This window comes from Paracoccus limosus (assembly GCF_009711185.1).
GTDB classification, from domain to species: domain Bacteria; phylum Pseudomonadota; class Alphaproteobacteria; order Rhodobacterales; family Rhodobacteraceae; genus Paracoccus; species Paracoccus limosus.
On sequence record NZ_WMIF01000003.1, the window covers coordinates 1 to 12,922 of the forward strand.

The 12,922-nt window shown below is 62.9% G+C and carries 9 protein-coding genes; all 9 read right to left on the reverse strand.

Annotated features, from left to right (window positions below; translation table 11 throughout):
• Positions 1 to 107: 107 nt before the first annotated feature.
• Entirely contained in the window at positions 108 to 647 is a 540-nt protein-coding gene (locus GL279_RS02950; protein ID WP_155063136.1) for a hypothetical protein, read from the reverse strand.
• 493 nt (positions 648 to 1,140) lie between these two features.
• A complete protein-coding gene (locus GL279_RS02955) occupies positions 1,141 to 2,349 on the reverse strand; it encodes a GIY-YIG nuclease family protein (RefSeq protein WP_155063137.1) in 1,209 nt (402 codons plus the stop codon).
• The gene (locus GL279_RS02960) at positions 2,349 to 4,403 is read right to left on the reverse strand and encodes a DEAD/DEAH box helicase (protein ID WP_155063138.1); all 2,055 of its coding nucleotides are present in this window, start codon (positions 4,401 to 4,403) and stop codon (positions 2,349 to 2,351) included. The genes GL279_RS02955 and GL279_RS02960 overlap by 1 nt, the downstream gene beginning before the upstream one ends.
• Positions 4,403 to 7,087, reverse strand: a complete 2,685-nt coding sequence (locus GL279_RS02965) for a class I SAM-dependent DNA methyltransferase (protein WP_155063139.1) — start codon at positions 7,085 to 7,087, stop codon at positions 4,403 to 4,405. Before GL279_RS02965 ends, GL279_RS02960 begins: the two co-directional genes overlap by 1 nt.
• Positions 7,088 to 7,388: 301 nt before the next feature.
• Entirely contained in the window at positions 7,389 to 7,721 is a 333-nt protein-coding gene (locus GL279_RS02970) for a hypothetical protein (protein WP_155063140.1), read from the reverse strand.
• A gap of 198 nt (positions 7,722 to 7,919) precedes the next feature.
• Positions 7,920 to 10,034, reverse strand: coding sequence for an AAA family ATPase (locus tag GL279_RS02975; protein WP_155063141.1), 2,115 nt, complete (start codon positions 10,032 to 10,034; stop codon positions 7,920 to 7,922).
• A gap of 78 nt (positions 10,035 to 10,112) precedes the next feature.
• The gene (locus GL279_RS19100) at positions 10,113 to 11,042 is read right to left on the reverse strand and encodes a hypothetical protein (protein ID WP_170293908.1); all 930 of its coding nucleotides are present in this window, start codon (positions 11,040 to 11,042) and stop codon (positions 10,113 to 10,115) included.
• 216 nt (positions 11,043 to 11,258) lie between these two features.
• Positions 11,259 to 11,846 carry a hypothetical protein gene (locus GL279_RS02985; protein WP_155063142.1) on the reverse strand — a complete coding sequence of 196 codons (588 nt, stop codon included), beginning with the start codon at positions 11,844 to 11,846 and terminating at the stop codon, positions 11,259 to 11,261.
• A gap of 364 nt (positions 11,847 to 12,210) precedes the next feature.
• Positions 12,211 to 12,858, reverse strand: a complete 648-nt coding sequence (locus tag GL279_RS02990) for an SOS response-associated peptidase (protein ID WP_155063143.1) — start codon at positions 12,856 to 12,858, stop codon at positions 12,211 to 12,213.
• Between the last annotated feature and the right edge of the window lie 64 nt (positions 12,859 to 12,922).

Genomic DNA, 12,922 nt, shown 5'->3' on the forward strand with positions numbered 1-12,922 from the left:
GATCAGCATCCCGTGCTCGGCCTCCGATAATCATCGAAGGCACAATGGACCCAACCCCCGGTCGGTGGGGTCCCTTTTGGACGCCGATCACCCCAGAAGCGGGGTCCTTATTGCAAGCCGTTCAACAGATAGCGCCTCTGCTGGGTGATATGGGTTTCCGCCCGACGTGCCTTCTCTGGGCCTTGCTCCTCAAGGATCGAGGCGCGCTTGTGCTGCTCATACATCTGCCAGACCTGGCCAACCGTCAGTTCATCCGCGCGCCGCTTCGCCTTGCCGCGAATGATGCGCCGCGCCATCTGGTCTGACAGGTCTTCGGGGCGGGCCTCGCGGATGCCCGCGAGGATGCGCGAATAGGTCTGATCGTCGTCCGATAGCTGCTTCGCTCGCGGATCAACACCGCGACGGATTTCCGGCAGCAGCACGTCACGCGCGACGGCGCGCGCCTCATTCGCCTTCGTCACGTCGGCGCGGCCGATCTTCACGCGGATGAAGCGGTTCCCGTGCTCGCCTGCGGCGTAGTAGGTTTTCGTGCGCTGGCCGATGGACAGGTTGAACCCGGCGAGTTCGGTGTCATGGACCCAGAGCGTCCCGGAATCCTGGTAGGGCAGGCCGTCAACATAGGCCTGCGTGATCTTGGTATGCGGCATGAGCAACCCCTGCGTTTGACCGATTTTTGACCGCTAAGTCAAACGTGTTGTCGGGTCTGCACGGGTGAATGCTCAACCGAGCATTTGAGGTAGGATGTTGATTTTATTGGGATCAGGCATGATCTTGCCCGCGAGCGTAGCGGTATGGGCAAGATATATGGCTCCGGCGGTAGGGGCCGGAGAAAATGACCAAAAACAGCGAGAAACAGGCTTTTGAGCGGGTCAGCCAGTAAATGAAAAACATGGTTGTCAGCATTGTATGACGCCGGAATCGGCTTGTGGCAAGCCACAGTATAGTCCGCCTAAGGCAACGAATCCGGACGCTTCAGGTTCTTGCACGCCAGAGCACGCCGTGCCTCGGCCAGTATCAGGTTAACCCGCTGTCCACCAAACAGGCGGCAGCTCAGCGCTGTGAGCGGTGCTTATGCGCAAGGCATTCTCCTTCGACCAGATACTTGATCCCTGGCCGTCCACCACAAGATTCAGAGAGCCATCAGACATCAGCCTTCCTGCGGATCTCTTGGTTCGAGACGTCGTAATAAAATTGATGCAATGTCCCATCGCCGATCAGTTTCGCGGCTTGTCCCACGTGCTCTGGAAGGACATAGAACCACTCCTTGGGGTGGACCTTGCGACCGAAGCGATCCGCGACCTGCAGTTCCGCCGGCCGTGCGGCAGCGAAAAACTTATGCAGAAGCTGCTCGACACGGCGCCGGGGCAAGTTCTTCAATGAATAGGTTGCGACGATCTCGACCGGGGCAAGAAGAAATGTCGGATCGTTTCGTGCATCGGCCACGCGGCGTTGAACGTCTTGGCTGGTGACGCCGATCTTGTGTAGGATCATGCGCTGTTCGCTGATGGTCGGATCATCGGAGCGGGAGCGTGCAACATAGATTGTGCCGGTCATTTCCAGCTGGTCGGCTTCCCAATCGGGATCAAGAGGGCCAAGACCGACCTTCTGGACCATCCGCGCCGTCTTGTCGTCGTTCAGGGATTTCCGGAATGACGACATCAACGGGTCACTTTCGGTCGCGTTGGAAAAAATCACGCGCAGCCGATGGTCGCGCGACCCGCCACGTGTCGTCATTTCAGACTTTTCCGCTATGAGCGCCAACAGACCGTTGCGGATGAAGAAATCGCCCTCAAGCGGCTCGAGCACCGCCCATTTCTTGACAGGCGTTGCCTCGCGTTCACCCTCTTCCAACATGGCTTGCATTTGTTCGAAACGGGCGCGGTATTGCTCGAAATCACGGCAGGGAACGAAATCGGCGCGATGATCTGGCTGATGCCGGTAAACAGCTGCAGTCGTATGCCTAAGGGTAATCAGCGAAGGGTCAACGTCCAGCTCATCGTCGTCGAAGATATCATCCAGACTGTCTGGAACCGCTTCTGCCAAGGGTTCGTCCCGCCACGATGGTTGCGGCTGCGTAGGTGGCGACAGCAGACCATGCATATCCGCCTCGATCACTTGCGCTGATGGATCCTTAGCAATTGCCGCCCAGATGATCGCTAACCGCATTTCATCATGATCGGCGGCCTCTACACTTGGCGCACGGCCATGGGTAGCGACAAACGCATTCACTTGGCCGATGACCTGCAGGCCCTTATCGGTCCCTGCCGCAGCACGACCCGAACGCAGCTTGACGTCTAGCAGGCCGAACTCGTCAGGCTCGTCGAAAATTTCATCCAAGGTCGGACGCATCAAATAGCACTCTCACGCATCCTGCGCGCCTTTTCGGTCTTAAGCCAAGCCAAGGCTTCGGCCATGCGCTTTTCCAGCGGGTCCGCGGCATGGACATTTGGCTCGCGGCCCATCTGCGCGCGGAAGGCCTTGATGCGGGGCCAGAGCGTTCTGGCTTCATCGCCACTCATGTTGACGCGCAGCGCGACCATGGCCGACTGCACCTGCGACAACAGCGCCGAATCCAGAGATTTCGACGCGACCTCAAAGCGTTCCTGGAACGTGTTGACGCTGTCGATCAGCTCCATATCGATCTCGCGCACGTTGATGAACTTCTTGACCATCTCCATCAGGGTATTTGGCATGGCGTCGGGCGTATCATCATCGCCGTCCGGCTTCGCCCCGATGAACGCCTCCTGCGCCTCGGCAAAGCCCTTCTCGGCCTCTTTGCGGGCCAGTGTCAGGATGTTCATATGTGCGGCCAGATGCTGGCGAACGGACTCGCGTTCTTCTGGCTCAAGATTCTCATACCGGCTTTCGACGATGTCGGTCAGCACCATCTGCGTCGCAACCTCTGGCGCGGTGTCCGGCATCAGGACACGACGGTCCATCTCCTGATAGGCGCTGGCCAGCAGGTCCTGCATATCCTGTTCGCAGATGTCGCGGGCGCGGTCGGTGGGCGGCTCGATCAGGCCCTTGATGCCGATCATGACATTCCCTTGACCGTCGGTTTCGACGGTCGCGCGCACGTCACCATCCTCGCGGCGGTAGAACTTGAAGTTCGGCGCCAGCACCTGCTCCATCAGCAGAGAACCGGAAATCGCCTTCAACATGTCGTTGACGGCATCAGCCACCGCACCAGTCTCCACGCCCGGTTCCGCCACAAGGTTCGTGAAAAGCGCACGCGGCTTGCCCGGCGCTTCGCGAGTGGCTCGGCCAATGATCTGCACAATCTCGGTTAGTGAAGAACGATAGCCGATGGTCAGCGCATGTTCGCACCAGACCCAGTCGAACCCTTCCTTGGCCATCCCAAGTGCGATGATGATGTCCACCTTGGCGCGATCGGCGGCATCGTCGCGCTTGCCGTCTGGGCCGCGGATTTCACGCGACAGCGCCGCCTTGACGATGTCGCGCCCCGGCCCGTCATCGACCAGATCGGCCACCCGCACAACGCGACCATCGGGACGTTCGACCAGATCGAAGCCCGTGGTAGGTTCACGACCCTTGTGTGTGCCGATCAGATCCATAATCCGGCCCACCTCGTTGAACTTGTCGTCGAAGGCCTCCGCCGATCCACGATGCGGGATGTGGATGATCGTCTTCTGGTCGGGGTTCAGAACGCCCGACAGCCCGTTGGTGTAATTGCCCTTGTAGAACGCATAGTTGATGCCAAGCGCCTTCAGGTGCTCATACCCCTCCAGCTGCTCGTAATAGCTGTAGGTTACCTTGGTGAACCGATCTTCATCCTCGGTGCGCAGCACGGGGTCGCTGTCCCCGCGAAAATAGCTGCCTGTCATCGCCATGATGTGGCATTCGGCGCGGTTGATCAGGCTGCGAAGGATTACGCCCAGACGGTTGTTGTCCGATGCCGAGACGTGGTGGAATTCGTCGATGGCGATGAAGCAGTTGTCGAACGCCTCGAGTCCCTTTTCCGCCGCCACCTTGTCGAAGCCGAAACGGAAGGTCGCGTGGGTGCAGACCAGCACTGGCGCGTCGCTGTCCATGAACGCCTCGAACGCCTTGACCTTCTGCGCCTCGGCTCCGTCGCCGGTCAGACACAGGTTCCAGCGGTCATCGACCTGCCAATCGGTCCAGAACCCATAGCTTGTCAGGTCGGTCGAACGGAACGACCCGCCGATCGAGGTTTCGGGCACGCAGACGATGGTCTTGGCCAGCCCCTGATGCCGCATCTTGTCCAGCGCTACGAACATCAACGCGCGGCTTTTCCCGGCGGCAGGCGGGGCTTTCAGCAACAGGAACTGCGCCGCGCGGGCGTCATAGGCGCGGGCCTGCATCTCGCGCTGGCCAAGCGCGTTGGTTGAGGCCTTGGAGCGTCCGAAGGTAATATCGACCATCAGCGGCCCCCTTTTGCGCCAAGGGCTTTGACCCGTGCGGCATACAGCTTGAATAGTTTCTCCAGCCGCTCGGTATCGTTGCGGAAGGGGCGTCCGATATACATGGTTTCCAGCAGCTCATCGTTTTCGCGGTGAACCGCCCGCAGATCGTCGGGCATCTTCTCGGGATCGTAAAGATCGGCGATGGTCTTCGGATAAAGCGACCAGCGGCATTTCAGGATGTTCAGGGCCGAAGCCGACAGCGCATCAAGCTGCGCATCGGTGAATTTCGGCACTGGGAAGGTGTTCCATCCCAACGTGTTGGAATAGCGGAAATCGGATTTCAGCTTGCCGCAGACCGTGGCGATCCAGACCAGATGCAGGCGCGAGGCGATCAGAGCGATGCACCAGTCCGGCGCGTCATAGAGCACCTGGTTCAGGTCCGAGGAAATGACATCGGCGCCGACCTTTTCGACTGGAAGGTAGGGGCGACGCTCCGAGGTGACGCGGGGGACGAGGATGGCGTGCTTCTGAACAGCCGGACCCGTAAACCAAAACCTATGCGGGGTTGCGGCAGTTGGTATTGTTGCTGGGTTTTTGCTTTCCTGCCTGAATCTCCTTACTGCCTCAATCCGTTTTCGTAAAGGTGGGATTTCTAGTGCATCATGTGCTTCTTGATCGCTTACCCAAATGCAGTAGCGTGTTTGACCTCGCACTACCTCTTGCGACCCCAGATATTTTCGAATGAAGCGTTGGGCATCCGCGTGCTCGCCGACAATTTCCTCCATTTCTTCTGGTGAAAGAACTAGATTTCCGCCGTCAGCAGGTTTTGACCCGTAATCCATACGCGGGAGGTCGAATAGCGACGGCGACGCTCCCTCGACGTAAACTGGCGACATTGGAATGAGGTATGGGCTAATTGCGCCAGCTTCTGCCGCAATACCATCAGAAAAAAGGCGCTTTGTGCTTGAATTTTTTCCAGCAACACCAACAATAACGCATATCACGGCAGCATTAGCAGCAGCATTATTCTTCCACTGGAATGACGAGTGCGCAAACTTGATTTCTAAATTCTGAAGAACCCTAGGCCATAGAGTTGATACCTGTCGGCCTTGAGACACTGAATTTGTAGTCACAAATGCAAAGCTAACGCCGCTTATTTTCTCGGCATAACGAGCAGCCAAATAAATCCACCCAGCTACGTAATCGAGATTTTTGTAGGATTTGAATTCGGCCTTGAATAGGAGGTCTCGATCACATTTTTGATCTTCGGTCTGAAAATTCGAGCCAACGAACGGAGGATTGCCCGCGATGAACACCTCTTGCCCATCCGCGGGCGGAGGGCAAACCCGTTCCCAATCCTCGCGAAGCGCGTTGCCGGTGCGGATGTTCGCCGCATCCTTCAAGGGAAGCGCTGCGGGGCGTCGGCCAAAGACCTCGGCGAAGGCGGCATTGGCCTGATACTCGGCGATGAACAGCGCCAGCTTGGCTGTCTCGGCGGCGAAATCCGCGATCTCGATGCCATAGAAATGCGTGATCGGAATGGCCGAGAATAGCGGCGCCTGCGTGTTCGCGGTCACGTCCTGCAACCGCTTAAGCACCCGCGTCTCCCGCGCCCGAAGCTCGCGATAGGACACGACCAGAAAGTTGCCCGACCCGCAGGCCGGATCGAACACCCGAATGCCCGACAACCGGTCCAGCACCTGCTGCAACCCCTTGGGCTTGTCCCATGCGTTGTGGATCTGCGCGTCCAGATCATCCAGGAACAGGGGCCCGATCACCTTCATGATGTTCGGGACCGAGGTATAGTGCATCCCCAGTTCCGACCGCTGCTTAGGATCGGCCACCGACTGGATCATCGACCCGAAGATGTCGGGGTTGATTTCGCGCCAGTTCAGGCCGCTCGCCTCGCGCAGATAGCGGAAGGCCACGACATCAAATCGCGGCGCGTCGATCTGGCCCGCGAACAGCCCGCCGTTGACGTATTCCAGCTCCGCCGTCCAGAAGGGCAGCCCGTCGCGCTTGCCCTTCGGCAGGTTCATCGCGCGGAAGGCGGCGATGATGGTGGCCTGCGCCTCCTCGCCACGGTCACCTGCATGGGTGAAGATCAGGCGCGAGAACTGGTTGTCCGGAAAGATGCCGACATCCTCGGCGAACATGCAGAATATCAGCCGCATCATCAGCTGGTTCATCTCATGCCGCCGCGCCTCGGTCGCCCAGTCGGGGTTGGCCGTGATCAACGCATCATAAAGGCGGGCCAGCTTGCCGGTCGCCTTTACGTCGATCGGGTTTTCCTCGACCGCACGATAGCGTTCCTTGCCAGCAGCGGGCAGGAAGAAGCCGAAGTTGTCGCCGATCTCGTCGAACCGGCAATGCAAGGTGTCGCCGGAGGACGGGTGTTCCGCCGCCACCGTATCACCATCGGTGGCGATCAAGATGGCGGGTTTTGAGGTCTTGCTCTTCTTCGAGTTGCGCAACTGTTCCAGTGTGACATCCGTCAGCCCCGCAAGGGCTGGCGCATAGTGGAACTTGCGGTTGAACAGCACGCCGCCCGGCAGGTCGGATTTGTTCGTGCTGCCACGCAGCTTCGAGATCGCCGCCTTCGCGGCATCCGTCGCCTCGGCGAAGGCGAAGGGAAATTCGTTCGGATCAAAAGGCGCCGCGGCAATTTCCGCCAGGGCGTCGTAAATTTCTGTCGGGTTCATCAATGGCCCCAGCGGTGTTCTGCCATTGGTAGCTGACAGGAACGGACAGGGCTAGTAGAAGTCGTTCCATGCGGCGCCATGGTGAAATCTGACATCCGCAGCATGTGCGGTGCCGGATCACGGAATTGGCGGGTCACCTTGTCCAGCGGGAACTTTCTTGTCCTAGATCGTGGTTCTGTGCGGCCTGACCCTGATAGTGCCTTGAGGAGTGCGAATTCGAATTTTGGCAGCGAAGCTGTCGCCAGACTTTCCGGACATCATAGTCCCCAATCTGATAGCGGCGACCTGAGGGTGAGCACCCTCACGCCTCTGCCTCCCCTATCATGCGCATGGCATCCTCTAGGATACTGCTCTGGAACTCTTCTCTGATCTGACCATCGAGGGAGAGCATGGCGATCTTGATCTGCAGCTCGGCAAGGTTCCGAACCGGGGTCTTGGCAATTTGCGCCTCGATGGCGGCGATGCGGGTGGCGAGGTCGGTCATGGCGGCGAGGTGGGCTTGGCCGGTCGGGGTCGTGTAGCCTGCGCTGGCACCGCGGCGGTCGTGACGGGCGTGGGTGGTCCAGGCGCGCTGCCAGTCGGCGAGGGCGGTGGTGAAGATCTGGCGCGGGGTTTGGGGCCGGGGTTTGGGCATGGGGCACCTCGCAGTGGAGTGATGTGGAGGGAAAGTAGATGTTCGGGGGCTTTGGGGCGTCTGTCGGCGCGTGATGGAATTGCCGCTGCTGCTGCATTCGATTGTCTTCAGCCTATTCGGCTGCCCGAAGGCAGACCAGACCGAGGGCTGGTTGAGCCGCTTTGATCGGTCCGGGCTGGTTGCCGGGTTCGGCGCTTCTCAGCCTGTTCGGCAGGCCGGAGGCTGAGAAGCGGCGACTGGCGACGGCCCGCATTCCGGCGCGGGCGTTGCGACCACGGCCTCATCCCTCCTGACCTGCTCGAGCCACTCTTCTGCCTCTTGGCCGGAGAGTTCGCGGCGGGTGGCGAGGGTTTGGGCCATGTCCTCGAGCAGAGCGCGATGCGGGGTAAGAATCCCCAACGCCTCCGCCTCTGCCGTCTCGAGGCGGGCACGCAGGCGGTGGCGGATAGCTTTGTCCTGCAGCCAGTCGGTGGCCTCGCCGAGCCAGAGCGGGCCCTCGGTGCCGAGGCCGAAGCGGGTCTCGATGGCCAGCGCGACACGGGTCGCCAGCGCCAGATCGGAGTCCTCGGGACCGCCGGCGCCCGAGGTTATCGTGCCAAAGACCAGCCGCTCGGCGGCGCGCCCGGCCATGAGTTCGGCCAGCAGATCGCTGTGATCGGCGATCAGGCCGGCGCGCGGGGCGCGGCGGATGCGGGTCTGGCCGCCGGCGCGGTCGAGCGCGATGTGCTGGATCTGGCCATGGCCGAGGGCGGCCGTCACCAGCGCGTGGCCGCATTCGTGGATGGCGATGCGCTGCGTGATCGCGGGGTCGTCGTCGGCGCCAAAAGCCGCGCGCAGGTCATCGGCCGTCAGCGGGCGCCCGGCGCGGCGGGCCTCTCCGCGCAGGCCCCGCAGCGCGGCGTCCAGATCGGCCATGCTGTGCCCAACCGCGCGCTGCGCCAGATCGCGGATCTCGGGGTCCGGCAGGTTCAGATGGCGGCGCAGCACGCCCGCCAGCGTCGCGGCATCGGGCAGCGGCACGGCGAGCGCCAGGTCGAACCGGCCCGGGCGCAGCACCGCCGGATCGATCAGCTCGGCGTGGTTGCAGGTCGCGACCACGACGACGCCTTCTTCCCGCGCGATGCCGTCCATCAGCGCCAGAAACGCATTGATCACCATGACGCGGTAGTTCTGATGCGGGCCGCGATCGGTGCGGGTGCCAACGGCGTCGAGCTCATCCAGGATCAGCATGGCGGGGGCGCGGCGGCGGGCCTCGGCAAAACTCGCGCGCATGGCCTTCAGCATATCGCCCAGATGACCTGCCGCCTGCCATTCGCCAAAGCTGGCCGGGACGGCGGCAAAGCCCGCCGCCCGCGCCATGGCCTGCGCCAGCCAGCTTTTGCCGGTGCCGGGCGGGCCGTGAAAGAGCACCGTCCGGGTCAGATCATGCCAGCCAAGCGTGCCCGCGCGCCAGAGCTGCAGATCGGCGACCATGGCGCGGGCGGCACTCAGCGCCGGGCTGTCGCCGCCAATGTCGTCGAGATGCGGCGGGTCATCGGGAGCCCGCTCGCGCGTTGCGCGCAGGGCGGCGAGATTGTGCGCGACCTCGGCCACCGTGGCGCCGCGCAGGGCGATCAGCAGATCGGCCATGCCCGGGTGAAAGCCGTTCATCGCCATCTGCAACGCGGCGCTGTCGCCGGGCCTGGCCGGCGGATGGGTGCGCGACAGCAGCGCCTGCAGGACCTGCGCGTCGACGGGGGCGAAGTCGATGACCTGCATGCGGTCCTGCAGCCGCGGCTCGGGCAGCGCGCCGCCGGCCAGCACGATCAGCAAAGGCGCGGCGCTGTCGAGACCGATCATCAGCAGGCGCGCCAGATCGGCGGGGCGATCGCCGCTGCCAATAGGGATCAGGCGCAGGCAGCGCGGCGGCAGGCGCCGGATCGGAAAGCTGTCCTGGGGCTTTTGCTCGCGGATCTGCCAGATCGCGGGCAGAAGGCAGGGCAGGATGTAGTGCAGCGCGGGCCAGTCTTCGGCGGTGACGCCGCGCAACAGCGTGATGGCGTTGGGCGCGATCGTGGCATTGACGGCGGCCTGGCTGGCAAAGCTGGCGGCAAGGCGCAGGCCCGTCAGCAGGGTGTGGCTGGTCAGCGCGGGTGGCGTCGGGTCTGGCATGCGGGCCGGGTCGTCGTCGGTGGCATCCGCGTCAGGGTTTGGCAGGTCCTCGTGATCCTGCAGGCGTTGCAGCAGTTTATGGGCGAGATAGCTCCAGCCGGGTTGGGCGGATTTGGCGGATGTCTTCGGAGCAGACTGCGGGACGGGTTGATGCTGGGTCATGGGTGGTGCCTCGGCATGGAAGGATGGGCCGCGCCGCAAGGGGCGGCGCGGGGGATGATCTGAAAGGCGTAAGGGATGTCAGACGGGGGTCTGGTCCGCCTCAGCCGCGATGCGGTCGAGTTCGGCCTCGATCACCGGCAGCAGGCCCGGGCGATAGATCTCGCGCACCACATTCATCGCGCCTGCGAGTTCGGCGGCGGGCACCACGGCCTCGGGATGGGCGCGGATCAGGCGGCGATGCGCGGCCTGTTCCGCCCTGCAGGCAAGATGGCCCGACGCCATGGCCAGCACGCGCAGCACCTCGACCTGCGCGTCACGCGGCAGGCCCAGCTGATGGCGGTGGCGCTTGACCGGATGCGCGCTGTAGCCGAGCTTGAGATATTGTCGGGCGGGACAATCCGTCGTCGCGGGCAGGAAGATGCGGAAGAGATAAAGGAAGCTCGGCTTCGCATTCCAGCCCCGCCCGCAGCCGGCGCAATCGCATTGGCCCCAGAGCATATTGGCCTGCGCAATCCGCTGCACATGTCCGCAATGATGGCGATAGAGCCGGTAGTTCGGCTGCCCTGAGGGGCAATGCCCGAGCCGTTCCCAGCCAAAGCGCCGCGCCTCGCTGGCCTCACGCTCTGCGTGGCAGGTCTCGCAGCGCAGCCCGGTCTGGCCCTTGGCGACGCGGTCGATCAGCTCGAACTGGCGCGTCAGGACATGCCCGCAGGGCGCGCGGAACCGGCCATAGCCGCGCCGGTCCGGATCCGGGCCGAGGAAGCTGACGCCCGCCGCTACGGCGACCGCACTGCGCCGCGCCGCCAAGCAATGCGGGCACAGCGGCTGGTGCCGCATCAGCGTGAACAGTTTGGTGGTGAAGGCGCCGCTGCAGTGTCGGCAGCGCAGCTGCAGATGAAAGCGGTCGTGGATGCGGGCGATGAGGTCAAAGCCCTTGGCCGCCGCCACGGCGCGCCAATGCGCATGGACCGGGCCGGGGAAAGCGGGTGTGTGGTTGAGCGTGGGCATGAAGGATCCTCCCGTGCAGCGGGATGCGTGGGCGCGCGGGGCTGCGGCGAGGCGCAGCCCGGGGCGGGAAACCTGGGAAGGGTTTGCGTGCTGAAGGGCTTGCGACGGTGCGACATGGCTGGGGTGGGAAAGCCCGTGCCGTCGTCCGCTGACCATAACCAGATGGACTGAGCCTTGGTTCGGACCGCGCGGATTCAGGCTGCCGAAGGTCGGACGCTACGCGCCGGGCGCAGCCTGCATCGCTTGCGGATACGTGTCGGAAGCCTCAGTGAAACCGGTCTCGGCGACCGGAACATCCTCAGGCATCATCTCGACGCACTCGCCCTCGATCACCACCGCGTGGTCGGGCAAGGCGGCCAGCTGGGCCAGCGCGCGCCGCGCCTCGGCCAGCATCAGGTTCACCCGCCGCGCCAGCGGATGCCGTCCCGGGCAGCGCAGCAGCGCCCCGGATGTCGCGATACGCGCATAAAGCTGCGCAAATTCCGCGTCCTCCTCGCTGAGGCTAAGTGCACGGGTGATGCGTGCAATCCGCAACAACGGCCGGTCCTCCAGCCGTTCGGCGGGCGTGTCGCAGAGCGCATCCAGCGCCGCCCCGACCGCCGCCCGCGCGGCCTCGGCATCGCGCAGCCAGTGATCGCAGGCCGGATCCCAGCTGCCGGAATGCTCCAGATCCCGCTCGGCCTCGATCCACGCCCCCAGCGCCCGCTGCATCACGCCAAAGCGCCGCGTCACCGATGTATGCGTGAAACCGGGAGCAAAGGCTTCCAGAACGCCAGCAGAATGAATAGATTGGTAAACAGTCATGGTCGATCTCCAACAAGGTTGACCTGATTAGGGCCGGGGGGAGGTTGCAGCCTCTCCCTAGCCTGATATAAGATATATATCTTATAAGCGTGATTGTCAACGTATAGTCTATGCATTATACGACGATTTATGTCCAAACCATCTGTATACCCTGTAAAGAAGCTGATCGGCCTCAGCGAAGAGCAAGCTCAGAGGATTGCCGACTTTCGTTTCGAGAAGCGAATTGGATCTGAAAGCGAGGCAATCCGACAGTTGATTGAACTCGGCCTTGAGGCTTCGGGGAAATCTGACAACTGAGCGCGCCAGAGCGCTCTCGTGCGATGGCTGGAGTAGGCCGCGAGTAAGTAGTCCGGCCGCCCCGGCATCACTCCACCTCGATCAGGTCTTCATCCTCCAGCGGGCGCTGCAGGTGGCGGGCTTCGGACCAGTCGGCGGTCAGCCAGGTGTCGATCTCGGCCGCCGAGGTCAGGATCACCGGCATGGCCTTGGGATGGATCCGCCCGACCACGCTGTTGGGCCCACAGGTCAGGAAGGCAAAGAGCTGGTGATCGCCGGCCCGGGGCGTCTTTGCTGAGCCCCGGGTGCCCTGCCAGCCCGTCCAGATCCCGGCAAAGAAGAACAGCGGCCGCGTCCGGTCCAGCGCGAACCAGTGCAAGGGCTTGCGCCCGGTCACCGGATCGGGCCGCTGGCCGTATTCCGAGAAGGCCGTCGCCGGCACCACGCAGCGATGCGCGACCCCCAGCCAGCGCCGCCAATGCGGGCTGGCGGTGTTGCGGATGTTCGTCACGCCGCTGTCCGGCGCATCCGGCGCCTTCAGGAATTGCGGTGGCGTCGGCATCCCCCAGGTGAGCCGCGCCAGCTCGCGACCGCTGCCGGTGTTGCGCAGCACCGGCGCCGGGCGGTCGGGATAGACATCGAGCGAGGGCTCAAGATTGCCGACACTGTCGGACATGGCCCCGGCAATATCCCGGATCGCCTGCTGGTTCGTGGTCAGATTATACAGGTTGCACATCGACTTGCCTCCTCCGACCACGGCATTCCTGTCGATATGGGCCCGGATGGCGCGGATCACAAAT

What these genes read in the sequence shown, in the direction of transcription:
- GL279_RS02950 (WP_155063136.1), bottom strand. Translation starts at nt 647, where the DNA reads ATGCCGCATACCAAGATCACGCAGGCCTATGTTGACGGCCTGCCCTAC.
- GL279_RS02955 (WP_155063137.1), bottom strand. Translation starts at nt 2,349, where the DNA reads ATGCGTCCGACCTTGGATGAAATTTTCGACGAGCCTGACGAGTTCGGC.
- GL279_RS02960 (WP_155063138.1), bottom strand. Translation starts at nt 4,403, where the DNA reads ATGGTCGATATTACCTTCGGACGCTCCAAGGCCTCAACCAACGCGCTT.
- GL279_RS02965 (WP_155063139.1), bottom strand. Translation starts at nt 7,087, where the DNA reads ATGAACCCGACAGAAATTTACGACGCCCTGGCGGAAATTGCCGCGGCG.
- GL279_RS02970 (WP_155063140.1), bottom strand. Translation starts at nt 7,721, where the DNA reads ATGCCCAAACCCCGGCCCCAAACCCCGCGCCAGATCTTCACCACCGCC.
- GL279_RS02975 (WP_155063141.1), bottom strand. Translation starts at nt 10,034, where the DNA reads ATGACCCAGCATCAACCCGTCCCGCAGTCTGCTCCGAAGACATCCGCC.
- GL279_RS19100 (WP_170293908.1), bottom strand. Translation starts at nt 11,042, where the DNA reads ATGCCCACGCTCAACCACACACCCGCTTTCCCCGGCCCGGTCCATGCG.
- GL279_RS02985 (WP_155063142.1), bottom strand. Translation starts at nt 11,846, where the DNA reads ATGACTGTTTACCAATCTATTCATTCTGCTGGCGTTCTGGAAGCCTTT.
- GL279_RS02990 (WP_155063143.1), bottom strand. Translation starts at nt 12,858, where the DNA reads ATGTGCAACCTGTATAATCTGACCACGAACCAGCAGGCGATCCGGGAT.